Below are 24,459 nucleotides of genomic sequence, written 5' to 3'. Positions count from 1 at the left end.
CGTGAAGATCGCAACCAGACTCAAACTCGCGGGGTTGTTCTCCGCCGCTGTGGTGGTGGTCATCAGTGCCGTGCTGTGGACGACGACGCAGCAGGTGAAGCAGGAACTCGTCAAGAACGAGGCAGCCGGCCGGATTGTCAACGCCGTCACTGCGGTCAGGCACCTCACGCTGGAGTATGTGCTGCGCCATGAAGAACGCCCCCGGGTTCAGTGGCGCCTGAGCCAGGCATCGCTTCTGACGCTGTTGAACACGACCCCGGAGTTCAACGATGCCGAAGAGCGGGCCATCCTGGAGGAGTTTCGGCGCACACATCTGGTTGTTGGCACCCTGTTCGACCAACTGGTGACCAACCAGCAGGAACGCAAGGCGGCAGCGCAGGCCAGCGAGGTGCTGGAAGAGCTGGACTCTCGCCTCACCGGGCAGATCATCAACCAGACGCAGGCCATGATCTCCGATGCCTTGCGCTTGTCGGTGCGCAGCCGGGAGGGCGTGCTCCGGGCCCAGCAGCGCGCCAGCCTTGCCGTTGCGGCTTTCGGTGGATCGGTGCTGCTGGCCATCATGGTGACGCTCTTTTTTGTGCTCAGGAGCGTGACGCGCCCGCTGGAGCGGCTGCGCGATGGCACGGCCGTTGTCGGGGCCGGCAACCTGGACCATCGGCTCCATGTGACTTCGCGCGACGAGATCGGCGACCTGGCGCGCGCCTTCGATGCCATGACCGCAACGCTGAAGGGCACGACCGTTTCGCGCGATCAGCTGGTGATGTCGAATGCGCAGCTGCAACTGGAAATCGCCGAGCGCAAACGCACCGAGGTTGCCTTGCGTGAAAGCCAGGAGCGCAACCTCGCTGTGGTCAACACCGCCCTGGATGGCATCGTGTCCATCGACCACGAAGGGCGCATCGTCGATTTCAACGCGGCAGCCCAAGGTATTTTTGGCCATGACAAGCACGCGGTGCTGGGCCGCGACATGGCCGAATTGCTCATCCCGCCGCAGCTGCGCGCGCAGCACCGCCAAGGCATGGCGCATTACCTCACCACCGGGCTCGGTCCGATCCTGGGCCAGCGCGTGGAGTTGACCGCGTTGCGCGCGGACGGGACGGAGTTTCCGGTCGAGCTGTCCATCACGCGCAGCGGCTCCGCGCATCCGCCCACCTTCACGGGGTTTGTGCGGGACATCAGCGAGCGCAAACTGAGCGAGCACAAGCTCCAGGCGCAGTTGGGGCGCCTCAATTTGCTGCACCAGATCACCCGGGCGATTGGGGAGCGGCAAGACCTGCCCAGCATCTTCCAGGTGGTGGTGAACAGCCTGGAAGACCAGCTTCCCGTCGACTTCGCCTGCATGTCCTTGCACGATGCGCCCCACAGCGCCCTGGAGGTCGCCAGCGTGGGGCTGCGCAGTGCCGCGCTGGCCGCAGCACTGGCCATGACGGCGCACGAGCGGGTGGCCATCGATGCCAATGGCCTGTCGCGCTGCGTGCGGGGCGAGCTGGTGTACGAGCCCGATGTCAGCCAGGTGGACTTTCCTTTTCCGCAGCGCCTGGCGCGTGGAGGGCTGCGTGCCCTGGTTGTCGCGCCGCTGTTGACGGAAAACCGGGTCTTCGGCGTGTTGATCACCGCGCGCCATGCGGCGCATGCCTTCAGCAGCGGCGAGTGCGAGTTCTTGCAGCAGCTGAGCGAGCATGTCGCCTTGGCCGTGCACCAGGCGCAGCTCTACGGCACGCTGCAGCAGGCGTACGACGACTTGCGCTTGAGCCAGCAGGCCGTGATGCAGCAGGAGCGCCTGGGTGCGCTGGGCCAGATGGCCAGCGGCATTGCGCACGACATCAACAATGCGATCTCGCCGGTGACGCTTTACACCGAAACGCTGCTGGCCCATGAGGCCGGCCTCAGCGCCCGGGCCCGCAATTACCTCGAAACCATCCAGCGGTCCATCGACGATGTCGCGCAGACGGTCACGCGCATGGGCGAGTTCTACCGGCACCGCGAACCGCAGCTGACGCTCGCGCCCGTGCAGTTGAACCTGCTGCTGCAGCAGGTGATCGACCTCACACGCGCGCGCTGGAACGACATCCCCCAGCAGCGGGGGGTGGTGATCCAACTGCGGACAGAGCTTGCGCAGGATTTGCCCGTGGTCATGGGCATCGAGAGCGAGATCCGCGAGGCCTTGATCAACCTCTTCTTCAACGCCATCGACGCCATGCCCGAGGGCGGTACGCTGACATTGCGCACCAGGGCGGTGTGCAGCGGGGCAGATGCCGGCGGACCTCCAACGCAGGTGCATATCGAGGTGGAGGACACCGGCACAGGGATGGACGAGGAGACCCGGCGCCGTTGCCTGGAGCCCTTTTTCACCACCAAGGGCGCGCGGGGCTCGGGTTTGGGGCTGGCCATGGTGTACGGCGTGGTCGAGCGCCACAGCGCCGACATTGAAATCGACAGTCTGCAGGGGCGCGGCACCACCATGCGCCTGGTGTTTGCGGTGCCGCCCGTGGCGGTTGCATTGGTCCGCACCGAGGCCCCGGGTGCCACGGTGCCCAGCCTGCGCCTGCTGATCGTGGACGATGACCCCATGCTGCTCAAATCGCTGCGCGACGTTCTGGAGATGGACGGCCATGCCGTGACCACGGCCCATGGCGGGCAGGCGGGGATCGACACCTTTGGGGCTGCGCAAGCGGCGGGTGAGGCGTTCGCCATGGTCATTACCGACCTGGGCATGCCCCACATCGACGGGCGCAGGGTGGCCGAGGCCGTCAAGCAGATGTCACCGGCCACGCCCGTTGTTTTGTTGACGGGCTGGGGCCGCAGACTGATGTCCAACGGCGAGATCCCACCGCACATTGACAGCATTCTCAGCAAACCCCCCAAACTCGGCGAGTTGCGCGAGACCTTTGCCCGCCTGCTCCAGCCCTCGGGAACCGCTGGAGGGAGCATTGCGCCGGGACAGGGCCTGTGACGCTTTGTTGTACCCGGCGCTGGGCCGTGGGCTGCGCGGACGATGAGCCAGGCCACCCTCCCTGAGCCCAGCGCCAGACGCGATGGACCAGGGGACGCGCCCGCCCGTGCTACATCGCCCAGATGCGGGGCGGCTCGCCCGACAGCTGCCACATCGCCTGCCGCCAGGCCACCCGCACGGCCTTGAGCAGCTTCATCGCAGGCTCCACCTGCGGCGCCAGCACGCGCACCACCACCATGCGCTCATTGGGGCAGGTGGCGCCCGCCGTGGCTTTGACCGGGGGGTGCGCGTCCATCACGGCGCGGGCAGCGTCCAGCGCAGCATCGCGGCGGGTGCGGTCGAGTGGGGTGCCTGTGGCAAAGAACATGCTGGCCATGCAGCGGTGGCCCGCCAGGCCCAGGGGGCTGCTCAGCAGGCGTTCATCGGCGGCGTCGATCACGCCGCGCTCCAGCCACAGGCCGGGCACTTCCAGGTGCTGGGTGAAGCGGCCTTGCTCAAACGGCTGGCTGGCGTGCGGCAGGCCCAGCGCGGTCACGTCCCAGGCGATGCATTCGGCGCCGGGTGCGAGGTTCAGGGTGAGGTGGTTTTCTGCGTGGCAGGCGCTGTAGCACAGGGCTTCGAGCGGCAACCATTCCAGGCGCGCGCCTTCGGCGAGGGTGAGGTGGCTGCGCTGCAAGGCCAGCGGGCCGGTGGATCGGTAGAAGCGCGTGGCACCGGGCGTGGTGACCAGGCCGTGGGCACCGGGGCCTACGGTGGCGGTGATGTCCAGCGTGTCGCCGCCCACCAGGCCGCCGGGCGGGTGCACCAGCACGTTGTGGCAGATGGCGTTGCCCTCGGGGTACAGGCTTTGCAGGATGCGCAGTGGCCCGTTGTGCGCGTAGCGGGCCACGGTGCGTGCGGTGGGTTCTGCCGTGTAGTCGAGCTGCAGGCGGGCGTGCCAAGGCATGGGTTCAGTGCTTTGCTACTAAATGAGTAGCTGATTATGCCCCGCAGGCAAGCGGTAGAGGCCTGTTGGGTCACCTTCCGTCCCGGCTTGGCCTACGCTGTTTGGCGTACGGGTGCTTGCGAGGAGGCCGTGGGTTCGGCGGCATACCAGCTGCGCAGCTTGCCGGGGTTGAGCAGGCCCTGCGGGTCGAAGCGGCGCTTCATGCCCACCACGGCGGGGTCCAGGTGGTTCTGCTTGCCGTCTTCCACGATGTACACGTGCGGGTTGTTGATCTGCACGCCGTGGTCGCGGTAGATCTGCATGATCTGGTTCAGGCGTTCTTCGGTGGTGTAGCGGATGATCTGCAGGCCGCTGCAGTTGAACGCACCCTCCTTGGTGCGCAAAAACTCCAGGTGCATCATCACCTCCCCCTTGAGCGCGGCCTCCAGCGCCTTCACCTGCTGGAGGCGGTGCATGGGGTTGAAGCCGCTCTGGATGTAGGTCAGGCCCTTGTCCACCTTCAGTGCGTGCAGGGTGGTGTGGTTCCAGGTGTATTCGAGCAGCGTCTTGTGGCTACTGGCCACTTCGTCGGCCGTCTTGCGGTAGGTGACCTGGCCACCGTGCTGGGCCACCATGTCGCGCATGCCGGCTTCGGAGTGCGGTGCCACCAGCAGCAGCACGGCGTGGTGGTCGGCCGGCAGGTGCTCGGCCAGGCTGGTGAAGTACTGCGGGATGGGGGCGGCCACAAAGCACACCTCTTTTTTCTCCAGCCCGGGCGCGCTGCCAAAGCGGTCGGCAAACTCCAGCGCGGCATCGAACTGCGCGAAGGTGGCGATGCATTCGGTCCACTCCACGGCAGGGGTCAGGGCCACTTCCAGCTCCAGCACGATGCCGTTGGTGCCGTAGGTGTGGTGCAGCAGCATGGCCTCGGGGCCGCGCAACTCGACGACCTGGGGCTCGGGCTCCACGGTCATCGCGCGCACGGCCAGCACGTTGCCGGGCGCGGCCAGCGGGCCGTGGTTGATCGAGCCGGCTCCGCCAAAGCCGCCGCCGAACAGCCCGCCCAGCGTGGCGCTGCGGTAGGTGGAGGGCAGCCAGCGCAGCTCCTGCCCTAGGGGCTTGGCCTGCGCGTCGAAGTCTGCCAGGCGAATGCCCGCCTGCGCCCGGCCCACGCCGCCGCGCACCCAGCCCAAGGCGTTGTAGCCCGACAGGTCCAGGATCACCCCGCCATGCAGCGGCGTGCTCTGCCCGTAGTTGCCGGTGCCGCTGCCGCGCACGGTCAGGGGGATGCCCGCGCTGGCGCATGCGGCCACCACCTGGCGGATTTCTTCTTCGGTGCGTGGACGCACCGCGATGTCGCCACGCTTGCCGGCCAGGTCGCGCTTGAGCACCGGGCTGAACCAGGCAAAGTCCTGCGACAGGCGGCCCACGCGCAGCGGGTCGGCAATCCAGTCCAGGCCGGGCAGTTGTTCGGGCAGTTGGTGGGCGGTGGTGGTGTGGGTCATGTCTGTTTCTCCTGTCGGTGCGGCGGGTGGTGTGGGGCGGGCAAAGCGCGGCCCCCACTGCGCGTGCGCAGTGTCAAAAAATGGATGCGGTCCGGGTAGGTGGTGGGCTCAGTCGTGCGAGTTTTCGCTGGCGTGCCAGCTGCCCAGGGCCAGCCGGGTACCCCAGGCCATCAGGGCGAACAAGGCGACCCCGGTCAGCGAGATCAGCAGCAGCGCAGCGAACATGCGCGGAATGTTGAGCTGAAAGCCCGCCTGCAGGATCTGGTAGGCCAGCCCTGCACCCTGACCGCCCGTGCCGGCCACGAACTCGGCCACCACGGCGCCGATCAGCGCCAGCCCGCTGGAGATGCGCAGCCCGCCGAAGAAGTAGGGCAGCGCGCTCGGTATGCGCAGGCGCAGCAGGGTCTGCATGCGCGTGGCGCGGTTGAGCTTGAAGTAGCTTTGCAGGTCCGGCTCCACGCTGCGCAGGCCCAGCGTGGTGTTGCTGATGATGGGGAACAGCGCCACCAGCGCGGCGCAGATCACCATCGATGCCGTCGGGTCCTTCACCCAGATGATGATGAGCGGCGCCACCGCCACGATGGGCGTGACCTGCAGCAGCACGGCGTACGGGAACAGCGCCGTCTCGATGCGCTTGCTCTGCACGAAGAGGAAGGAGATCAGCACCCCCGCCACCGTGGCCACGGCAAAGGCCAGCACGGTGATCTTGACGGTGACCCAGAGCGAGCCGCCCAGGGCCGCCCAGTCGGTGAACAGCGTCTTGAGCATCAGCAAAGGCGAGGGCACTAGGTAGGGCGGCAGCTCCATGGCTGTGACCAGGCCCTGCCACAGCGCGATGAGCACCAGGCCCACCAGCAGCGGGTAGACCACGCGCTGCACGCGGGGTTGGGCCATCAGCGGCACGCGGGGTGTGGCGGGCTTGGGCGGCGCTGGCGCGCGGGTGGGGGCGCTGCGTTCGAGGGGGGCCGGGGCGGCAATGGGCGATGTGGGAAACGGGGTGCTCATGCTGCGGCCTCCTCGGAGTCGGCACTGGCGCGCAGCAGGCTGTCCTGCAGCTGCTTGGCGTAGCGGCTGAATTCGGGTGAGACCATGAAGTCGGCCGTGCGCGGGTAGGGCGCGGCTATGCGGAACTCCTCCACCACGCGGCCAGGGCGCGCGGCCATCATCACCACGCGGCTCGACAGGAACACCGCCTCGTGGATGGAGTGCGTCACGAAGATCACGGTCAGCTTCTTCTTGCGCCACAGGTCCAGCAGGTCGGCGTCGAGCTTGTGGCGTGTGATCTCGTCGAGCGCGCCGAAGGGCTCGTCCATCAGCAGCAAATCAGGCTGGGTCACCAGGCCGCGCGCAATCGACACGCGCATCTGCATGCCGCCCGACAGGGCGCGCGGCAGCGCGGTGGCAAATTTCGACAGGCCCACCAGGGCCAGGGCCTCGGCCACGCGGGTTTCGGCCTCGGCGCGGGGCACGCCAGCCAGGTCCAGCGGCAGGCGCACATTGGTCTGCACGCTGGCCCAGGGCATGAGCGTGGGCGACTGGAAGACAAAGGCCATCTTCTTGCCGCTGTCCTCCAACTGGGCCACGGGCTTGCGCCACAGCTGCAGGCGGCCATCGGTGGGCTCCAGCAGGCCGGCCACCATCTTCAGCAAGGTGCTCTTGCCGCAGCCCGAGGGGCCGAGCAGGGTGACGAACTCGCCTTCCTCGATGGTCAGGTCCACCGGCAGCAGGGCCTGCGTGCCGTTGGGGTAGGTCTTCTCGGCCGACAGCACCTGCACGGCGGGCGTGGGGCGGTGGGTCGTCGCCGGGTCGGCGGGGGTGGGCTCAGCGGACTGCATGGGGTCGCCTTTCGATGGATGCGGCCCTCCCTGCTGCGCGCAGAGCCCGGGCCGCTGTTTCAGGGCAGGGCGGGCTTACGGAAGAACCTTGAGGTCCTTGACGAAGGCGGTGCTGTAGGTATCGGCCAGCTTCACCTTGGCGGGGTCGATCAGCTTGGCTTCCACCAGGAAGTCGTAGCTCGCCTTGGCGCGCGCATCGGTCATCACGCCGATGCCCATGCTGGCTGCGTCACCACCCGTCACCATGCCCATCTCCTTGAGCTTGGCCACGCTGTAGGCCAGCTGTTCGTCGGTCATGTTCGGGTTGTCCTTCTTGATCAGGGCATTGGCCGGGGCCGGGTCGGCCAGGTAGCTCTTCCAGCCTTCCATGGTGGCCTTCACGAAGGAGGCGACGGCGGTGCCGCGCTCCTTCACGGTCTTGTCCATGCAACTCACCGTGGTGGCGTAGGCGGGGTAGCCCTGGTCGCTGAACATCAGGGTGTTGGCCTTCACGCCGGCCTTGGCGATGGCGAAGGGCTCGGACGTCAGGTAGCCCTGCTGGGCGGTGTTCTTGTCGGCCACGAAGGGCTGGATGTTGAAGGTATAGGGCCGCGTCTGCGCGTCGTTGAAGCCGTACTTGGCCTTCAGCCACGGCCAGTAGCCGCGCTGGGCCGACGATGCGATGAGGATGGTCTTGCCCTTCAGGTCCTCGAACTTCTTCACGTCGTCGTGCGCGATCAGCACCTGCGGGTCTTTCTGGAAGACGGCCGCCACCGTGGTCACGGGCACACCGCCCTCGCGCATCTGGATCATCTGCAGGTCGCTCGATCCCATCACGCACTCGGCCTGGCCGGCCGCCATCATCTGCACGATGTTGACCTGCGGGCCACCCATCTTGATGGTCACGTCCAGGCCGTACTTCTTGTACAGGCCCGTGGCCACCGCCTGGTAGAAGCCGCCGTGCTCGGCCTGTGCGTACCAGTTGGTCATGTAGGTGAATTTTTCCTGCGCCTGGGCCTGCATGGTGCCGGCGGCACCAACAGCGAGCAGCGCGGCTGCACCCAATTTGGAAAGGCGGGAGGCGGTCTTCTTCATCATGGCAGTGCTCCGGTAGGTGGTGGAGGGGGAACAGGGACGAAAAGGGGGATGGATGCGGCTGCGTTCGCAGGTTTCAAGCCAGGGCGGTGGAGCTCTCCACATGGCCCGTGTGGTTGGCGCGGCCCCAGGTGGCTTCGGCGCGCGGGGCCCAGCGCAGCTGGTGCAGCTCGGTGATGGCGGCGGCCCAGCTCACGGCCAGCGAGTCGAGGATGGCGTGGCCCTGCTCGGCCGTGGCCGGCAGCGGGTCGCCGATGATGCCGCTGGGCCCGAAGTCGCGCGCGCTCCAGGCGCAGGCGGGGCGGCCGTCGGGCGAGAGCAGGGGCGACTCGAACACGGGCGGGTAGTTCACCACCGCGCGCTCCATGTGCACGGTGTCGGGCGCCAGGGCCAGCATCAGCGCCGTTTCGGCATGGCCGGCGTGCATGGCCAGCTTCTTTTCCTGCTCCGACAGGTACTTGCCCGCCACGTGCGGCACGCGCCAGGTGAAGCTGGGCACCACGATGAAGTCGCCATGGCGCAGGCGCAGCTCGCGCGCGCACATCTCCATCACCTGCGGCTGGCCGCCGTGGCCGTTGACGAACAGCAGCTTGCGAAAGCCTGCGCGGTAGACCGACTCGCCCACCTCGTTCATGGTCGCCAGCAGGGTTTCGCCACTCAAGGTGACCGTGCCCGGAAAGTGCAGGTGCTCCTCCGACTTGCCGTAGGTGATGGGGGCCATGGCAAAGGCCGGCACCTCGGCCGGCAGGCGCGCCAGGGCATGGCCCACCACGCCCGCGCTGATCACCGTGTCCACCGCGCAGGGCAGGTGCGGGCCGTGCTGCTCGGTGGCGCCCGTGGGCAGCACGATCACGGTGTTCTCCTTGTCCGGCAGGTCGACGATCTCGGTCCAGCTCAGGTAGGGCAGGTAGCGGTGGGGCGGGGTGTAGCCGTGCAGCATGGGGCGGGTCTTTCGTGAAGGGGGATGTGAAGGTCAGCGCAAGGGGAGGTAAGCAGTCGCTTCCACCTCGACCAGGATGTCGGCCGTGGGCAGCATGCCGGTGACCTCCACCACGGTGGAGGCCGGCGGCTCGCCCGGGAAGAACAGCTTGCGCACGCGGCTGTACTGGGGGAAGTGGTCCAGGTGCTTGAAGTACTGCACCAGCTTGAACACATCGGACATCTGGCCGCCCGCGGCCTCGATGGTCTGGCGGATGCGGTCCAGCACATACCAGCTCTGCGCCAGGATGGGCCCCTCTTTGATGTCGCTGCTGAACTCACCCGTGCGGCCGATCAGCGTGGCCGCCTCGTCGGGGATGTCGGCATAGCCGCGCACGATGCGGCTGGCCGCAGGGTCCACGGCGATGATCCCGGACAGGAACACCAGGTCGCCCGCGCGGCGCCAGGCGGCGTAGCGGGCCAGGGGCTGGGCGATGCCCGAGGGGGCGTTGGAAGCGGTCGTCATGCAAGGCTCCGTACAGGAATGGGGGAGGGGGCTGGGGTGGCGTTGGCCACATGCCACGCCGCGCTGGCATGGCCGCTGGTGACGCGGCCCTGGCGCAGCACCACGCGCTGCTGCGTGCGCGACGGAAAGCCCCAGCCATCGGCCTGCTGGAAGACGATCAGGTCGGCCGGCATGCCGGGCTGCAGCGGCAAGGCATCGGGCCCGCGGCGCAGCCAGTCGCTGCGGCACAGCGCCTCGGACCAGCGGTCAAACGGCGCGTCGAGCTGTGCCGCGAGCACGCCGGTGGCCAGGGCCTCCAGCGGGTCCAGGCTGCCCACGGGGCAGAAGGGGTCCTGGATGTTGTCGCTGGCCACCAGCACCGGAATGCCGCGCGCACGCGCCTCCTTGATGAGGGTGATGCCGCGCCGGCGCGGCGTGCGGCCCGTGGTGGCGTCCTGCAGCAGCAGGTTGGTGATGGGCAGGGTGACCAGGGTGATCGGGCTTTGCGCCACGGCGTCCAGCGTGGCCAGGGCGGCGGCTTCGTCCTGCGCGGCCAGCGCGCAGGTGTGGCCGCAGACCACGTGGCCCTCGAAGCGCAATTCCTGCAGCAGCGCCGCCGTGGTGGCCAGGCCCTGGGCGCCGGGGTGCAGCTCTTCGTCCACATGCAGGTCCACGTTCAGGCCATGGTGCTGCGCCGCCTCGAACAGATGGCGCAGGGCCTGCGCGTCCCAGTTGGTCGAATGCACGAAGCCGCCCAGCAGCGCGCCCGGGCCGCTGTCGGCCACGGTGGCGGCCAGGCGCATGGCGGTGGCGCGCTCCGTGAACAGGTGCAAGGGGATCAGGGCCACGCGCTCCAGCAGCAGGCGGCCGGCCCATTCATGGGCCAGCGTGCGCAGCACGTTCCAGGCAAGCGGCTGGGCATCGGGCTCCCACCAGTCGCAGTGCGTGCGCAGGTGCACGGTGCCAGCCTCGTACGCCCATTGCAGGGCGCGGCTGGCACGGGTGCGGATGTCGGCCTCGGTCCAGCCCTGGCGGTCCACCATCATGGCCTCGATGGCGCCCAGAAGGCCGGGCTTCACCGTGCCCATGCGCGGCAGGGTGAAGGCCTTGTCCAGGTGGGTGTGCGCGTCCACCAGGCCGGGCAGCACCAGGGCGCCGGCCAGGTCCCAGGTGGCGCCCGTGGCCGGGGGCTGGGCAGGGTGGTGCGGCGCGATGGACTCGACGCGGCCCTGCACCAAGTGCACGTCGGCCAGCGCGGGCTGGCTGCCCTGGGTGGGCCACTGGCGCGGCAGCAGCCAGCGCGGCAGCCGCGCGCGCAGCAGGTGGTCGGGTGTGTTGGATGCGTGCATGCGGTGCTTCCCTTATGCGAAGCGCGCCATGGCCTGGCCCACGCGCGCCTTGAAGGCCGCCAGGCGCGGCGGTGTGGCCACGTTCATGTGGTAGTAGGCGTGGTAGTCCACGCGTGCCTTGCCGCCGGTCAGCAGCCGCATGTAGCGCGTGACGGACTTGCGTGGCGGATCTCCCATGAGCAGCGCCGTCCAGCGTGGGCGGCCATAGGTCACCACGGCCGAGATGCGCTGGATGTGCGTGAGCGAGGGCTTGACGTTCTGCGGGTCGCTGATGTCGAAGGCCACGCCGGGCATCAGCACCCGGTCGAAAAAGCCCTTGAGCATGGCCGGCATGCCGAAGCACCAGGTGGGAAAGCAGAACACCACCGCTTCGGCCCACAGCAGCCGGTCCACATAGCCCTGCACGGGCAGGCGGTTGCTCGGCACCTCGTGGTAACCCAGGCGCTCCTCGCGGCTGAGCACGGGGTTGAAGGCCTCGGCATACAGGTCGCAGTCGTCCACCTCGTGGCCCGCGCCGCGCAGCTGCTGCACCACCTCGGCGTGCAGGGCCGCGTTGTAGCTGGTCTCCACCGGGTGGCAATAGATCACGAGGATGCGCATGGCGGGGCTCCCTTTTTTCAGAGGTCGAGCGTGAGCGTGGGCCCGTGGCTGCGCGCGCAGCACACCGCCACATGGGTGGCCTGTTCTTCCGCGCTCAGGCAGCTGTCGCGGTGGTCGGGTGCGCCATCCAGCCAGCGCGTGGCACAGGTGCCGCACACGCCCTGCTCGCACAGCGTGTCGATGGCAATGCCGGCGAGCTGCAGCACATCGGAGATGCTTTCACCGGGCTCCACAGGCAGCCGCATCTGGCTGCGCGCGAGCACCAGTTCAAAGGTTTGTTCCGTGGCAGGCAGCAGGGCTGCCGTGGCTGGGGTTTGCATGTTTGACCACTTGATTTGATCGATTGGTCAAAATACTGCAAATGCTGTGCCAGCAGGGCCTGGTAAGGGTTTCGGCCGAACCGGGGTGTCTTGCCCTGGGTCAAGGGCGGTGCACGGCCTGTTCAGGCCATCTGCGGGCAGGCATTGCGCCCGCCAACGTGCAATCTGTGCTTAATCTGGTGCGAGGCCGCAGCCCAGGAGCACAAATGTGGTGAGCTGGTGCACGATGGGCTCGCGGTCGATGGCTTCGTCGGGTGCCAGGCCCAGCATGATGTGCACCTGCACGCCGTAGTCCGCATAGTGCTGCGTCATGCCCCAAATCTGCATGAGCAGCAGCGTGGGGTTCACGGGGCGCATGCGGCCCTCGGCGATCCAGCGGTCGATCAGCTCCACCTTCTGCTGGGTGGACTTCACGGCCACGGGCCAGTACCGGCCCAGGTTGCGCCCGCCGCCCAGCACCTCGGTGGTGAAGATGCGCGACAGGCCGGGGTTGTCCAGCGCGTAGTCGAGCTTCTTGCGCACGTAGTTGGACAGCACGGTTTTTGGGTCGTTGCTGTTGCTGTCAAAGATGAAGGCGCCCGACCAGCCGTTGAGCACGGAGTACAGCAGCTCTTCATACAGATCTTCCTTGCTGGCGATGTAGTAGTGCAGCTGGGGCTTGGTCAGGCCCGCGCGCTCGGCAATCGCCTTGGTGGACGCGCCTTTGAAACCGTGGCGGCTGAACTCGGCAATGGCTGCCTCGCGGATGGCGCCCAGAATGCGCTCGCGCCCCTGCTTGGAGCGGCTGAGCAGTGCGCCGGAGACATGGCTGCTGGTTTCGGCTTCAGCGTCGTTCAGGGGCGGGGTGTGGGTCGGCATGGTGCGGGATTGTCGCTGCTCATGATTTCCAGAACCCTACGTGGGGCGCGCTGGCTTCGTCAATGAGCGCGGGCCCGATGCACTCGATGGGGTGTGGCGATGCGGCAAACACGTCGCGGCACGAGAGTTCGGCATCGCGCTGCTCGGCGCGCTCGCCCCGGAACACGCGCAGGCGCACCGCGTCGATGCCGAACACCACGCGGCCGATGCCCGACCAGAAGATGGCGCCTGCGCACATCACGCAGGGCTCGGCCGACGAATACAGCGTGGCCTGGGCCAGGGCATCGCGGCCCACACGCGGGCTGAGCTGGCGCACGGCATTGGTCTCGGCGTGGCCGGTGCAGTCGCCGGTTTCGGTGGTGTTGCAGTAGGCCTCGGCCAGCAGGCGGCCTTCAGCGCTGATGACCACCGCACCAAACGGGCGGTTGCCGCGCGCACGGGCGGTGCACGACCAGGCGATGGCCTGGCGCAGGTAGGTGCCGTCGCTGTCGTTGAGGGGCGTGGGGTCGTCAAAACCAGCAGGGGGTGCAGAGATGAGCGCGTGCATGGTGGGTGTGTCTCCGTCGAGGGTGTGGTGGGCGGCTTCGTCGTTGTGCAGCACCGGGCTGTCTGCAGGCCCGCCGCGGTGGTGGTTTGCGCTATGCATTTGGCATGCCAATCACAAAAAGTGACATGTATGCATGGCTTTTGGAGAGGCCTGCGCAGGCCGTTGGGGGTGTGTTTGCCGGGCGCTGCGGGCATTGTTCTTGCAATGTGCTGGGCAAGAGTAGAAGCGTTCACTGCGCGGCCCCCATGCACCCCAGCATGGATCGACCCCAGCCGGAAATTGCTCTTGAAGCCCGCTGCGCGCACAGCGGTGTGCCCGCGCACACCGTGCTTCAAGAGGCCATGGCACCCACCGAGGCTGGCGGTGCCACCCACTCTTGAAGCGCGAAGCGGGAGGGCCTTTTTTCCTTCCACTTGTCTTCAGGAGAACCGCATGACCACGACCGCCACGTACGACCTCGCCGAGCTGCAAAAAGAAACGCGCATGGGCGCGATGGGTTCGGAAACCGCGAGCCGCGAGATCCGCCGCATCGACCTTATCCACTTTGCGCAGCGCCAAACTGAGATCGCCGAGCAGCTCTGGGACGCCGCTGTCGATGTCGGCTTTTTCCAGATCGTGAACCACGGCATTGACCTGGCCGAGGTGCGCAACGCTTTTGCGATGACCGAGCGCTTCTTTGCACTGCCCGAGGCCGTGAAGGCGCAGTACCCGCTCAAGAAGGCGCTGAACGTGGGCTGGGAAAGTCGCGCACAGGTGCGGCCTTCCACCGGCACACCAGACCAGAAAGAGTCGTACCAGATCACCCGTCCGCACATGGAAGGTTTGTGGCCTACCGACGAAGAGCTGGCGGACTTTCAGGCCACCATGCTCGCCTTCGAGGGCCAGTGCTGGCGCGTGGCCATGCAGGTGCTGTCGTGTTTTGCGTGGAAGCTGGGCTTTGACGAGGCCTTTTTTGCCCGCGCGCACGACCCTGCGCAGGCCAGTTACCAAAGCACCCTGCGCCTGCTGCACTACTTTGCCACGCCGCCCGCGCAGCAGGCCCACCTGGGCCTGTGGCGCGCCGGTGCCCATACCGACTTCGATTGCCTGACCCTGCTGTTCCAGCGCCAGGGCCAGGGCGGCCTGCAGGTCTGCCCGGGCAAGGAGATGGACAGCCAGGCCTGGACCTCGGTGACGCCCGACGAAGAAGCCATCACCTGCAACATCGGCGACATGCTGATGCGCTGGAGCGATGACCAGCTGCCCAGCAACTTCCACCGCGTGAAGAACCCGCTGCCCGGCGAGTACATGGGCCCGCGCTACAGCATGGCCTTTTTCGCACAGGCCAACCGCGACGCCCTCATCGAAGGGCCGGGCAAAAAGTACCCGGCCATTGCGGCGGGCGACTACCTGAACCAGCGCGTGGCGGCGAACTTTAAGGCGTACTAGGAAGAAGAACGGAAGAGGCGCGGGCGGTGCTGTTTACAGCCAGGGCTGGAGCCAGCCCAGCCCGTCGGATGTGGCGTGCGGCGCCGCCCCGCGCGCCGGGCGGTATTCGCAGCCGATCCAGCCGTCGTAGCCCAAGTTGTCGAGCAGCTTGAACAGGTAGGGGTAGTGGACCTCGCCCACGTCGGGCTCATGGCGCTCGGGCACGCCCGCAATCTGCAGGTGGCCCACATTGCCGGTGGGCAGGTACTGGCGGACCTTCATGGCTAGGTCGCCTTCCACGATCTGTGCGTGGTACAGGTCCATCTGCACGCGCACGTTGGCCGCGCCGATCTCTGCGATGAGCGCATGCGCCTGGTCCTGGCGGCTCAGGAAGAAGCCGGGCATGTCGCGGCCGTTGATGGGCTCCAGCAGGATCTGGATGCCATGGGGCGCGGCCTGCTCGGCAGCGTAGCGCACGTTGGCGATGTAGGTGGCCCTCACGGTGGCAGCATCGGCGCCCTGGGGCACCAGGCCGGCCATCACATGGATACGCGGGCATTGCAGCGCTTGGGCATATTCAACGGCCTTGGCCATGCCTTCGCGGAACTCCGCCTCGCGCCCGGGCAGGCAGGCCAGGCCGCGCTCGCCCGCATCCCAGTCGCCGGGTGGGGCGTTGAACAGCACCTGCTGCAAGCCGTTGGCCTGCAGGCGCGCGGCCAGCTCCTGCGCAGGGTAGGCGTAGGGGAAGAGGTATTCCACCGCCTTGAAGCCATCGCGGGCGGCGGCGGCAAAGCGGTCGAGAAAGTCCACGTCGTTGTAGAGCATGGACAGGTTGGCGGCAAAGCGGGGCATGGGATTCTTTCTGTTCTGGGGCGAAGGCGCGGCTTTTTCCGGCCCTACCACTGCGCGCCAAACGTCTGGCGCAGTTCTTCGATCTGGGGCGCGGTCAACGGCGTGGGGCGGGGCTGGCACAGCAGCCACAGGCGGGCGGTTTCTTCCAGCTCCTCCAGCACCGCCATGGCGGCGGCGGGGGTGTCGTGCCACACATTGGGCCCCAGGCGCGCCAGCATCACGGCGCGCACGGGGCTGCCTTGCGCGGCATAGCGGGCGATGGTCTGCGCCACCAGCGCAGCCGCTGCGGCGTCACCCGGGCGGTGGTACGCGATGTGCGGCACGCGGCCTACCTTCATCACAAAGTAGGGCGTGATGGGCGGCAGCAATTGCGCATCCGGCGCCAGCTGGCCGCCTGCGGCGGTGTCGGCCTGCAGCGAGCAGCCCACCAGGTGCGTGCTGTGGGTGTGGATCACGCAGCGCGCGGGCGCTGCGGTGGACTCCGACGCGGCATAGATCTGCTGATGCAATGCAATGGTCTTGCTGGCCCGGTCGCCCGCCACCTGCTGGCCTTGCGCATCCAGGCGCGCCAGCCGTTCGGGCTGCAGCGTGCCCAGGCAGGCGTCGGTGGGGGTGATGAGGTAGCCATCGGCCAGGCGCACGCTGATGTTGCCTGCGGTGGCGTGCACATAGCCGCGCTCAAACAGGCTACGGCCCACGCGGCAGATCTCGGCGCGGGCTGTGCTCTCATCCATGAAGGCGGGGGTGGTGCTCATGCCTGCAATTGTGCAAAAGCCTTGGTGAAGAAGTCGGTGCTACCAAAGTTGCCCGACTTCAGTGTGATGTGCAGGCCGTCCGCCGCATCGGGCGCCACCGCATGGCACCACGGCACGCCGGGGTCGATCTGCGCGCCAATGCGCATCTGCGTGATGCCCAGGGCCTGCACGCAGGCGCCCGAGGTTTCGCCGCCCGCCACGATGAGCTGGCGCACGCCACGCTGCACCAGGCCGCGCGCAATCGCGGCAATGGTTTCTTCCACCATGGCACCGGCCTTGTCGGAGCCCAGTTGGCCCTGGATGGCGCGCACGGCCGAGGGCTCGGCGGTGGAATACACCAGCACCGTGCCTTGGCCGATGTGGCCTTCGGCCCAGGCCAGCGCTTCGGCGGCCACGTCCACGCCTGCCGCAATGCGCAGCGGGTCGATGGCCAGAGCGGGCTGGCCCGCCTTGATGAAATCCATGACCTGCTGGTTGGTCGCCACTGAGCAGCTGCCCGACACGATGGCCTGCAGGCCTTGCGCAGCGGGCAGGCGCGCCGCCTCGTTGCTGGGCGCCACGCCAAAGTTGCCCGGCAGGCCAATCGCCACGCCCGAGCCCGCCGTGACCAGCGGCATGCCTTTGAGCGCCGGGCCCAGGCGCAGCAGGTCGGCGTTCGAGACGGCATCGACCACGGCCATGCGCACGCCCTCGGCCTGGAGCTGGGCGATGCGCGCACGGATGGCGGCCTCGCCTTGCGCGACCACGCTGTGGTCGATCAGGCCCACGCGGCTTTCCGTCTGCGCCTGCAGCACGCGCACCAGGTTGGGGTCGGCCATGGGCGTGAGTGGGTGGTTCTGCATGCCGCTCTCGTTCAGCAGCACGTCGCCCACAAACAGGTAGCCCTTGAACACGGTGCGCTTGTTGTCGGGGAAGGCGGGCGTGGCGATGGTGAAGTCGGTGCCCAGGGCCTGCATCAGCGCATCGGTCACGGGGCCGATGTTGCCCTCGGCCGTGCTGTCGAAGGTCGAGCAGTACTTGAAGTAGATCTGCTCGGCACCTTGCGCCTGCAGCCACTGCAGCGCGGCCAGCGACTGGGCGATGGCTCCGTCTTTGGGAATGGTGCGCGACTTGAGCGCGACCACGATGGCATCGGCCTCAGCGTCCAACGGTGCCGTGGGCACGCCCATGGCCTGCACCACACGCATGCCCGCGCGCACCAGGTTGTTGGCCAGGTCGGTGGCGCCGGTGAAGTCGTCGGCAATGCAGCCCAGCAGCGCGCGCGTCATGCCTTTTGCTCCTTGCCCTCGGGCAAGGTGATGCCCGGGAAGATCTTGATCACGGCGCTGTCGTCTTCCTTGGCAAAGCCTGCGGTCGATGCCTGCATGAACATCTGGTGCGCGGTGGCGGCCAGCGGCAGCGGGAATTTGCTGGCGCGCGCGGTGTCCAGCACCAGGCCCAGGTCCTTCACAAAAATATCGACGGCCGACAGCGGTGTGTAGTCGCCCGCCAGCACATGGGCCATGCGGTTTTCAAACATCCAGCTGTTGCCCGCGCTGTGGGTGATGACCTCGTACAGCGCCGCCGCATCCACACCCTCGCGCAGACCCAGGGCCATGGCTTCTGCGGCCACGGCAATGTGCACACCGGCCAGCAGCTGGTTGATGATCTTGACCTTGCTGCCTGCGCCCGCCTTGTCGCCCAGGCGGTACACCTTGCCGGCCATGCCGTCGAGCACGGCGCCTGCAGCGGCATAGGCCTCGGGCTTGGCCGAGGTCATCATGGTCATCTGGCCCGATGCAGCCTTGGCGGCGCCGCCGGAGATGGGGGCGTCCACATAGTGCAGGCCCAGGGCGTTCAGGCGCGCTTCCAGCGCCACGGACCAGTTCGGGTCCACGGTGGAGCACATCACAAAGGTGCTGCCGGGGCGCATGGCGGCGGCCGCACCGCCTTGGCCATCGTCGCCAAACAGCACGCTCTCGGTCTGCGCCGCGTTGACCACCACCGACACCACCACATCACTCACCGCTGCGAGGGCAGCCGTGGTGGCGTGGGCCGTGCCGCCCTCGGCCACAAAGGCCTCGGCTACGCCGGGGCGCACGTCGCACACGTGGATGGTGAAATCGTTGTTGCGCAGGGTTTTGGCAATGCCAGCGCCCATGGCGCCCAGGCCGATGATGCCGACGGTGGGTTGGGTCATGTTGTCAGTCCTTCAAAGAAATTCAGTAAGAGGGCAGAAGGTGTGAAGGAATCCAGCTTGCCAGAGCAGGCCGTCAAAACGTTTCCGATCGAGGCGCAAAGCGCAGTCATAGCTCGGGCTATGGCGAGCATTTGCAACGAAGAGCGGGAGCGTTTTGGGGGAATGAGCGGGCATGCTGGGTTCGTTCGCACCTTCTTAGGCCACCAGGGCCCAGAGCAGGGCGGTCAGTGCAAAACCTGCGACGCCCAGCACGGTGGTCAGCACCGTCCAGGTGCGCAGGCCATCGCCCACGCTCAGTCCCAGGTAGCGGGTCACGATCCAGAAGCCCGAATCGTTGACATGCGACAGGCCCAGGCTGCCAAAGCCAATGGCCACTGTCAGCAAGGCGATCTGCAAGGGGGAGTAGCCACCACCTGCCATCGCATCGGCCAGCAAGCCGCAGGTGGTGATGATGGCCACGGTGGCCGAGCCCTGTGCGGCGCGCAGGGCCAGCGAGATGATGAACGCCAGCAGGATCAGCGGCAAATGCGTGGCGGTAAGGCTTTGCGACAGCGCAGCGCCAATGCCGCTGGCTGTGAGCACCTTGGCAAACACGCCTCCCGCGCCCGTCACCAGGATCACGGTGGCAGCAGGGGGCAAGGCCGATTCCATGATCGCGTTGGTGCGTTCGCGGCTCCAGCCCTGGTTGCGGCCCAGCAGATACATCGCCAGGCCCACGGCCACCATCAGCGCGAAGATGGGCGAGCCGATGAAACCCAGCACATTGCGCAGGCTGTCGCCCTTGGGCAGCATGGTGGCGCCGGTGGTGCCCGCCATGATGAGGGCCAGCGGGATCAGGATGAGCGCCAGGATGGTGCCCACGCCCGGAGCGCTGCGGGCTTTGGAGGCCGTGTTGTCTTCGCTGTTGCCAAACGCTGCAAACTGCTCGGCCGTGGTGGGCAGCAGGGGGTAGCCCTTGCGGTTGAGCCAGCCCGCCACGACCTGCGACAGCGCCGCCAGCGGAATGCAGATGGCCAGGCCGATGATGGTGATCCAGCCAATGTCGCCCTTGACGATGGCCGCACCGCCCACGATGCCGGGGTGCGGTGGCACCACGACGTGGGCCGCCAGCATGATGCCCGCCACAGGCAAGCCGAACTTCACCGGGTTGACGCCCGCCGCCTTGCAAAAGCCGTAGACGATGGGCACCAAGATGATGAAGCCCACGTCAAAGAACACGGGGATGGCCAGCACCAGCGCCGCCGCCGTGAGCGCCATGGGCACCCGCGTGGGGCCCAGCAGCTGCGTGAACCGGTTGGCCAGGCTGGCTGCGCCGCCCGAGACCTCGATCATGCGGCCCAGCATGGAGCCCAGCGCAACGAGGATGGCCACTGAACCCAGCGTGCCGCCCATGCCCGCAATCAGCGTGCTGATGATGTCGCCAATGGGCATCTGCGTGGCAAACGCCACCAGAAAGCTCACCAGCATCATGGCCACGAAGGCGTGGACCTGCCAGCGGATGATGAGCAACAGGAGCAGGGCAATGCTGCCGGCGCCGATGCCGAGAAGTGCGAGGGTGGACATGTAAGGGATATCTCCGGGATGGAAGGGGCAGGCCCAGGCTGCAAAACGAAACAGGCCCTGGAGCGGCCCGGTTGGGGTGCCTGGTTGCACCTTGGTTGGTGTGTTTATATGGTTATCATACAAATTATCGCGCACCGCTTTGGTTCGGGTTAACCCGAATCGGACGGGCGTTAGCACGGGTTGGGCGGCGCTGCCCAGGGCGCTTTTGGCCCTTTGCGCTTGCCTGGCAAGCGCTTTTAGCTATCTATTTGATAGTTTTCTGGCGCCCGGTGCGTGTCTGTTGGGCGACATGTGGCCGCCGCCGGTACGCCCTAGAACACCAGCGGCGCCGATGCGGCCACCAGGGGCTGCGCCAGTCGCGCGCCGTCCTGGGCCCAGAACGCGATGTCGGCCTGCGCAATGCGGGCCAGCGCGTTCTTCATGTGCTGCGCGGCGGCAGCGCGTGCGGCCACCGGGTCGCCCGCCTCGATGGCCTGCACGATCTGCGTGTGCTCGTGGGTCACTGCGTCGGCAAAATCCTCGCGCCGCGCTTCGTTGGCGCGGGTCACGCGGGTGGCGCCTTTGAGGAACTGCGCCAGGTAGTCCAGCGTGCTGATCATGAACGGGTTGCCCGCCGCCTGGGCAATGGCGCGGTGGAACAGCACGTCTTCCTCCACCCCATCGCGGCCCGCGCGCACGGCGTCGGCAATGCGCTGCATGGCCAGACGGATGGCAGCGATGTCTTCGCTGGTGCGGCGCAGGGCGGCCAGCTCAGCCACCTCGGATTCGAGCGCGCGGCGCACTTCCACGATTTGCATCACGGCCTCGCGCGGGGCGGCGTGGGGCAGCTCGAACTGCAGCGGCTCGATGCCCAGTGCCTGCACATACACACCGCTGCCCTGGCGCGAGTCCAACAGCCCCAGCGACTTGAGGCGCGAAATCGCTTCGCGCACCACCGTGCGACTGACCTGGAACTGCTGCGCCAGCACGGCCTCGGTGGGCAGCTTTTCAGCGGCCTGGATGCGGCCTGCGCGGATCTCGGCCTCCAGCGCGCTGGCCACCTGGTCGGACAGCCTGGCGCTGGGTTTGACGGCTGAGAAGGGCGAAGACATGGGCGATGAAGGAATGTGGCTGCGCGGGATGGCACCGAGGGAGCGGGCGCGGTTGACTGTACCCCATGGTGCTGCCGCTCGAAGCCGTCGCCTGCCCTGCTATTTGGGCGCCGCGCAGGAATCGTCCAGCCGGGCCACACCGGCAAGTTTTTGCAGGCGGCTGCGGTTGTCCAGGCAGGCCTGGTACTGCGCCTCGGAGGCCTTCTGCAGGGCGAGGCGCGCAGCCTGGGCGCGCTCGGCCTGCAGCTGGGCGATGCGCTCGCGGATCTGCGGCATCACGGCGAGAGCCGCTTTTTCGCCTTCCACGATGGCGTTGGCGCGCTGGCTGAAGTCCGCGGCGCCGATGTCCAGCACCTGCGGGCGGACGATCACATCGGCGCGCGCCAGCTCGGCCTGCCCGAGCTTCTGGCCCATGATGGCGATCGACTGGTTCAGCGCGCCCAGCATGTTGCCCGGCGTCTGGCCCCGGGCCTTGTTCGAGATGTCCACGGCGATCACGATGTCAGCGCCCAGCTGGCGGGCCGCGTCCACGGGCACGGGGCTCACGATGCCGCCGTCCACGAAGTGGTATTTGCCGATGGTGACGGGCTGGAACACGCCGGGCACGCTGCTCGATGCACGCACCGCCTGGCCGGTGTTGCCGCGTGCAAACACGGTGCGCTCGCCGTCTTCAAGCCGCGTGGCCACCACGGCGAAGGGCTTGGTCATCTGCTCCAGCGGCTTGCGGCGCACCTGTTCGTTCACATAGTCTTCCAGCTTCTGGCCCAGCACCAGGCCACCGGACGAGAGCTGCAGGTCGCGGATCTTGGCTTCGTCCAGCGCCACGGCCTTTTCCTGCATTTCAAAGGCATTCATGCCGCTGGCATACAGCGCACCCACCACGCTGCCCGCGCTGGTGCCGGAAACGACGGCGGGCGCAAAGCCGTTGGCCTCCAGCATCTTGATCACGCCGATGTGGGCAAACCCCTTGGCGGCGCCGCCGCCCAGGGCGATGCCGACGCGGATGGGCGCAGCGGTGGAGGTCGTCAGGGGCGCGGCTTCGCTGCCCGCTGCCGTTTGGGGCGGGGCCGTGCCGCCGCATGCGGCCAAACCTGCGGTGGCCACAAGGGCCAGAAGGCGCGAAAGAACGGTCAAGCGCATGCTGGGAAATCCTGCTGTCGTCAAAACGGGGCGGCAGTATAGCGGTAGGCGTGCAGCAGCGGCTTTGGTTCGGTCCCGGGGCTTATAGCTAGGGCTTAAGCCAACCCGGCCCGTCGGAAATGGCACGGGGTGCAGTACTGCGCAATCCGGCTGCAATTCGCACAACCTGCGGCTCAGCCAAGTTGCGCTCACGTCGGCAACCCATCCGCATTGGTCGGAAGCCGCACCACAGACAGCAGAGTGTCTATCTAACCGGGCGCGGTATGACCTTCATTTCCTGATCGATTGGCTTTAAGACAGAACGCACGAAGTCGAGGTTGTAGAGAGGCGTTTTGGAGGGGCAGGCATTGTCTTGCGGAGGCCGACGGTGCCGAGTGTGCCCGGCGCGGATCCAAGGCAATCCTGCATTGCCGTAAGAGTCGCTTTTGGTGCTTCCCTGGTAAAGATCGATGGCGTAGGCAATCCGTTCTGCCATCAGGGCACCGCTCTTCAAATCAGTAATAGTCCACTTGCTGCCGGCGACCCAATGCTCACGATCCTGCGGGGTGGATATGTCTTCCCATTTCACAAAATAGCGGCTCTCCGACTCGTGATGAAACCCCTTGGAGAAGGTTTGATGTGATCCCACACTGCTATCCAAGTAGCGAAAAAACCCTGACTCACCTTCGTTGTAACCTTGTATCTCTATCTGCGGATAGCGTAAGAAGTCCTCTTGCGTAGGAACGTGCCATTGCTGTTCCCACTCCTTCTTGGTCAGAAACGTCCTAACTAAATCCCATTCTGCGGATTGTGAAGACTGAACGTCAAACCCGCCATAGACGTCACCCTTGAAGTTCCTGTCCCACAAGTCGTAGGCAGTCAAATCCCCGCGAGGCGCTTGGAGCACGATGCTTTTTACGTCGTTGGCTGTCTCGAACACTTTCGTGCCAGCGTACTTACAGACCATATCAAAGTGCGCAGCATGAGGCCCAAATTCCTCTGTGTATTTGCGGTTTTCCTCGTGCCTTTGACTCTCGCCCGATGTCACCCACTTAGGTGCGAAGAAAGTCCATATGCCAAGCACAAGCAAGATACCGACGAGACGGCTAACTGGCTTTTTTACCAATGCGAAAACAAGGCCTATTCCGAGGGCTGCGGGAATCAAGGCGGCTGAAAAGAGTCCTGCGAGAACAAGAAGAAAAAGATCGTTGACCATGTGCACTTCAGCGAATCAGTTCGTGAGAAGGTTTTACGAAAGACGAGCTACTGAGCATGCACCAAGCTGGTTTGCAAATACGTCGTTGGCGGCTGGATAGTGCGATCTTTCTCAGAAAGCATAGCTGACGACGTAAGTCGTACTCTGCGGCTTGAGCTCCTCGTTGTAGTCTTTGTGGAGGCAATGACCACCCGATGGCGGCGGCAAGCGGCGCTGAGAGCGAGGGATTTTCAGCAAGCTGATGCCGCAGCGGATGTACCCGCCTGGCACCACACCCCCATGCAGCCGCAGCGGGCCGCGTTTGGCTGCAGAGCACCTTGGCACGGCGAGGTTGGGCTGAGCGCTCCTGCGCACTTTGCGGGGCGGGCCGTGATTGTTTAGTTGCTCGCCGCTGCGCCTGGAATCTTTCCCCATGCCTGCCATCTCTGCCAGCTTTTGCAGCCGTGTGCGGCTCTCCAAACACGCCTTGTGCTCCGCCGCGCTCTTGCGCCTTCTGCTGAGCCAGTTGCGCAGCCCGCGCGGTCGGCTTGCAGCTAGGTTGATGCGCTCGCGCATCTACGGCATTGCGGCCATGGCGCTGAGGGTGGCCGCAAGGGCGATAGCAATCCGAATGGCGGGTGGCGACACAAGGGCAGCGATGGGTGGAAGCGCGGTCAGGCGCATGCCGAAGGTTCTGCGGTCAACAGGCGGACAGTATTCCGGCGGCGTACCCGCCGTGGGCTGAGCCGACGGCTGATGGCGCTCCTGAAATAGGAGCTTCTTGTGCTTCCTGATTATGCGCCGGAGGCCATTTTGACTAAATTTGAGAGGCACTCATGGCCAAGCCGGCTTTGTTTTACGCTGGGGGCGGCGTGCCATTTTGGAGTGCATTGGCTTCGACAGGCTCAG

Annotated in this window: 23 protein-coding genes; 2 read left to right on the top strand and 21 right to left on the bottom strand. The window is 66.7% G+C overall.

Going from position 1 to position 24,459, the window contains the following annotated elements; all coding sequences use genetic code 11:
• The first annotated feature begins 1 nt into the window (after position 1).
• The gene (locus DBV10_RS01830; RefSeq protein ID WP_124510057.1) at positions 2–2,953 is read left to right on the top strand and encodes a PAS domain S-box protein; all 2,952 of its coding nucleotides are present in this window, start codon (positions 2–4) and stop codon (positions 2,951–2,953) included.
• Between the two features lie 109 nt (positions 2,954–3,062).
• On the opposite strand, the gene DBV10_RS01825 is transcribed toward DBV10_RS01830, so the two are convergent.
• From DBV10_RS01825 to DBV10_RS01770, 12 genes are all read right to left on the bottom strand, one after another.
• Positions 3,063–3,899: an urease accessory protein UreD gene (locus tag DBV10_RS01825; protein WP_124510055.1), complete on the bottom strand. Its 837-nt coding sequence runs from the start codon at positions 3,897–3,899 to the stop codon at positions 3,063–3,065.
• A 92-nt stretch (positions 3,900–3,991) separates the two neighbouring features.
• Positions 3,992–5,383 (bottom strand): FAD-binding oxidoreductase, encoded by a 1,392-nt coding sequence (locus DBV10_RS01820; RefSeq protein WP_124510053.1) that lies wholly within the window; start codon positions 5,381–5,383, stop codon positions 3,992–3,994.
• Between the two features lie 108 nt (positions 5,384–5,491).
• Positions 5,492–6,388: an ABC transporter permease gene (locus DBV10_RS01815; protein ID WP_370451085.1), complete on the bottom strand. Its 897-nt coding sequence runs from the start codon at positions 6,386–6,388 to the stop codon at positions 5,492–5,494.
• Positions 6,385–7,218: an ABC transporter ATP-binding protein gene (locus tag DBV10_RS01810; protein ID WP_124510051.1), complete on the bottom strand. Its 834-nt coding sequence runs from the start codon at positions 7,216–7,218 to the stop codon at positions 6,385–6,387. Before DBV10_RS01810 ends, DBV10_RS01815 begins: the two co-directional genes overlap by 4 nt.
• 75 nt (positions 7,219–7,293) lie before the next feature.
• Positions 7,294–8,292, bottom strand: coding sequence for an ABC transporter substrate-binding protein (locus tag DBV10_RS01805; RefSeq protein ID WP_124510473.1), 999 nt, complete (start codon positions 8,290–8,292; stop codon positions 7,294–7,296).
• Positions 8,293–8,368: 76 nt separating this feature from the next.
• Complete coding sequence (locus DBV10_RS01800; RefSeq protein ID WP_124510049.1) at positions 8,369–9,232, bottom strand: creatininase family protein; 864 nt, start codon at positions 9,230–9,232, stop codon at positions 8,369–8,371.
• 33 nt (positions 9,233–9,265) lie between these two features.
• Entirely contained in the window at positions 9,266–9,736 is a 471-nt protein-coding gene (locus DBV10_RS01795) for a RidA family protein (protein ID WP_124510047.1), read from the bottom strand.
• Complete coding sequence (locus tag DBV10_RS01790; RefSeq protein WP_124510045.1) at positions 9,733–11,064, bottom strand: amidohydrolase family protein; 1,332 nt, start codon at positions 11,062–11,064, stop codon at positions 9,733–9,735. The genes DBV10_RS01795 and DBV10_RS01790 overlap by 4 nt, the downstream gene beginning before the upstream one ends.
• A gap of 12 nt (positions 11,065–11,076) precedes the next feature.
• On the bottom strand, positions 11,077–11,664 hold the full coding sequence (locus DBV10_RS01785) for an NAD(P)H-dependent oxidoreductase (RefSeq protein WP_124510043.1): 588 nt from the start codon (positions 11,662–11,664) through the stop codon (positions 11,077–11,079).
• A gap of 17 nt (positions 11,665–11,681) precedes the next feature.
• Complete coding sequence (locus DBV10_RS01780; protein WP_124510041.1) at positions 11,682–11,984, bottom strand: 2Fe-2S iron-sulfur cluster binding domain-containing protein; 303 nt, start codon at positions 11,982–11,984, stop codon at positions 11,682–11,684.
• A 171-nt stretch (positions 11,985–12,155) separates the two neighbouring features.
• Entirely contained in the window at positions 12,156–12,842 is a 687-nt protein-coding gene (locus DBV10_RS01775; protein ID WP_233589772.1) for a TetR family transcriptional regulator C-terminal domain-containing protein, read from the bottom strand.
• Positions 12,843–12,861: 19 nt separating this feature from the next.
• The gene (locus tag DBV10_RS01770; RefSeq protein WP_124510469.1) at positions 12,862–13,389 is read right to left on the bottom strand and encodes a nucleoside deaminase; all 528 of its coding nucleotides are present in this window, start codon (positions 13,387–13,389) and stop codon (positions 12,862–12,864) included.
• A 432-nt stretch (positions 13,390–13,821) separates the two neighbouring features.
• Between DBV10_RS01770 and DBV10_RS01765 the strand changes: the two genes are divergently transcribed.
• Positions 13,822–14,817: an isopenicillin N synthase family oxygenase gene (locus DBV10_RS01765; protein WP_124510039.1), complete on the top strand. Its 996-nt coding sequence runs from the start codon at positions 13,822–13,824 to the stop codon at positions 14,815–14,817.
• A gap of 33 nt (positions 14,818–14,850) precedes the next feature.
• Here DBV10_RS01765 and otnI read toward each other — a convergent pair whose 3' ends face one another.
• From otnI to DBV10_RS01720, 9 genes are all read right to left on the bottom strand, one after another.
• The gene (gene otnI, locus DBV10_RS01760; RefSeq protein WP_124510037.1) at positions 14,851–15,648 is read right to left on the bottom strand and encodes a 2-oxo-tetronate isomerase; all 798 of its coding nucleotides are present in this window, start codon (positions 15,646–15,648) and stop codon (positions 14,851–14,853) included.
• Positions 15,649–15,692: 44 nt separating this feature from the next.
• Positions 15,693–16,382: an aldolase gene (locus tag DBV10_RS01755; protein WP_124510467.1), complete on the bottom strand. Its 690-nt coding sequence runs from the start codon at positions 16,380–16,382 to the stop codon at positions 15,693–15,695.
• A 17-nt stretch (positions 16,383–16,399) separates the two neighbouring features.
• Complete coding sequence (gene otnK, locus DBV10_RS01750; RefSeq protein WP_124510035.1) at positions 16,400–17,671, bottom strand: 3-oxo-tetronate kinase; 1,272 nt, start codon at positions 17,669–17,671, stop codon at positions 16,400–16,402.
• Positions 17,668–18,582 (bottom strand): L-threonate dehydrogenase, encoded by a 915-nt coding sequence (gene ltnD / locus DBV10_RS01745; protein ID WP_124510033.1) that lies wholly within the window; start codon positions 18,580–18,582, stop codon positions 17,668–17,670. Before ltnD ends, otnK begins: the two co-directional genes overlap by 4 nt.
• Positions 18,583–18,777: 195 nt before the next feature.
• Positions 18,778–20,145: a GntP family transporter gene (locus DBV10_RS01740; protein ID WP_124510031.1), complete on the bottom strand. Its 1,368-nt coding sequence runs from the start codon at positions 20,143–20,145 to the stop codon at positions 18,778–18,780.
• Positions 20,146–20,456: 311 nt separating this feature from the next.
• Positions 20,457–21,236, bottom strand: a complete 780-nt coding sequence (locus tag DBV10_RS01735) for a FadR/GntR family transcriptional regulator (RefSeq protein ID WP_124510029.1) — start codon at positions 21,234–21,236, stop codon at positions 20,457–20,459.
• A 99-nt stretch (positions 21,237–21,335) separates the two neighbouring features.
• Positions 21,336–22,376, bottom strand: a complete 1,041-nt coding sequence (locus tag DBV10_RS01730) for a patatin-like phospholipase family protein (RefSeq protein WP_124510027.1) — start codon at positions 22,374–22,376, stop codon at positions 21,336–21,338.
• Positions 22,377–22,620: 244 nt separating this feature from the next.
• Complete coding sequence (locus tag DBV10_RS01725) at positions 22,621–23,571, bottom strand: hypothetical protein (protein WP_124510025.1); 951 nt, start codon at positions 23,569–23,571, stop codon at positions 22,621–22,623.
• Between the two features lie 111 nt (positions 23,572–23,682).
• Positions 23,683–24,126, bottom strand: coding sequence for a hypothetical protein (locus DBV10_RS01720; protein WP_124510023.1), 444 nt, complete (start codon positions 24,124–24,126; stop codon positions 23,683–23,685).
• Positions 24,127–24,459 lie beyond the last annotated feature (333 nt).

This window comes from Acidovorax sp. FJL06 (assembly GCF_003852545.1).
GTDB lineage: Bacteria > Pseudomonadota > Gammaproteobacteria > Burkholderiales > Burkholderiaceae_C > Acidovorax.
This window is presented reverse-complemented; position numbering and strand designations above follow the sequence as displayed.

Coding starts and splice junctions, on each gene's coding strand:
- DBV10_RS01815 (WP_370451085.1), bottom strand. CDS start 6,388: ATGAGCACCCCGTTTCCCACATCGCCCATTGCCGCCCCGGCCCCCCTC.
- DBV10_RS01775 (WP_233589772.1), bottom strand. CDS start 12,842: ATGCCGACCCACACCCCGCCCCTGAACGACGCTGAAGCCGAAACCAGC.
- DBV10_RS01765 (WP_124510039.1), top strand. CDS start 13,822: ATGACCACGACCGCCACGTACGACCTCGCCGAGCTGCAAAAAGAAACG.
- DBV10_RS01780 (WP_124510041.1), bottom strand. CDS start 11,984: ATGCAAACCCCAGCCACGGCAGCCCTGCTGCCTGCCACGGAACAAACC.
- DBV10_RS01805 (WP_124510473.1), bottom strand. CDS start 8,292: ATGAAGAAGACCGCCTCCCGCCTTTCCAAATTGGGTGCAGCCGCGCTG.
- DBV10_RS01740 (WP_124510031.1), bottom strand. CDS start 20,145: ATGTCCACCCTCGCACTTCTCGGCATCGGCGCCGGCAGCATTGCCCTG.
- DBV10_RS01770 (WP_124510469.1), bottom strand. CDS start 13,389: ATGCACGCGCTCATCTCTGCACCCCCTGCTGGTTTTGACGACCCCACG.
- DBV10_RS01785 (WP_124510043.1), bottom strand. CDS start 11,664: ATGCGCATCCTCGTGATCTATTGCCACCCGGTGGAGACCAGCTACAAC.
- DBV10_RS01790 (WP_124510045.1), bottom strand. CDS start 11,064: ATGCACGCATCCAACACACCCGACCACCTGCTGCGCGCGCGGCTGCCG.
- DBV10_RS01820 (WP_124510053.1), bottom strand. CDS start 5,383: ATGACCCACACCACCACCGCCCACCAACTGCCCGAACAACTGCCCGGC.
- DBV10_RS01730 (WP_124510027.1), bottom strand. CDS start 22,376: ATGCGCTTGACCGTTCTTTCGCGCCTTCTGGCCCTTGTGGCCACCGCA.
- DBV10_RS01810 (WP_124510051.1), bottom strand. CDS start 7,218: ATGCAGTCCGCTGAGCCCACCCCCGCCGACCCGGCGACGACCCACCGC.
- DBV10_RS01825 (WP_124510055.1), bottom strand. CDS start 3,899: ATGCCTTGGCACGCCCGCCTGCAGCTCGACTACACGGCAGAACCCACC.
- DBV10_RS01755 (WP_124510467.1), bottom strand. CDS start 16,382: ATGGATGAGAGCACAGCCCGCGCCGAGATCTGCCGCGTGGGCCGTAGC.
- otnI (WP_124510037.1), bottom strand. CDS start 15,648: ATGCCCCGCTTTGCCGCCAACCTGTCCATGCTCTACAACGACGTGGAC.
- DBV10_RS01800 (WP_124510049.1), bottom strand. CDS start 9,232: ATGCTGCACGGCTACACCCCGCCCCACCGCTACCTGCCCTACCTGAGC.
- DBV10_RS01795 (WP_124510047.1), bottom strand. CDS start 9,736: ATGACGACCGCTTCCAACGCCCCCTCGGGCATCGCCCAGCCCCTGGCC.
- ltnD (WP_124510033.1), bottom strand. CDS start 18,582: ATGACCCAACCCACCGTCGGCATCATCGGCCTGGGCGCCATGGGCGCT.
- DBV10_RS01725 (WP_124510025.1), bottom strand. CDS start 23,571: ATGGTCAACGATCTTTTTCTTCTTGTTCTCGCAGGACTCTTTTCAGCC.
- DBV10_RS01720 (WP_124510023.1), bottom strand. CDS start 24,126: ATGCGCGAGCGCATCAACCTAGCTGCAAGCCGACCGCGCGGGCTGCGC.
- DBV10_RS01735 (WP_124510029.1), bottom strand. CDS start 21,236: ATGTCTTCGCCCTTCTCAGCCGTCAAACCCAGCGCCAGGCTGTCCGAC.
- otnK (WP_124510035.1), bottom strand. CDS start 17,671: ATGACGCGCGCGCTGCTGGGCTGCATTGCCGACGACTTCACCGGCGCC.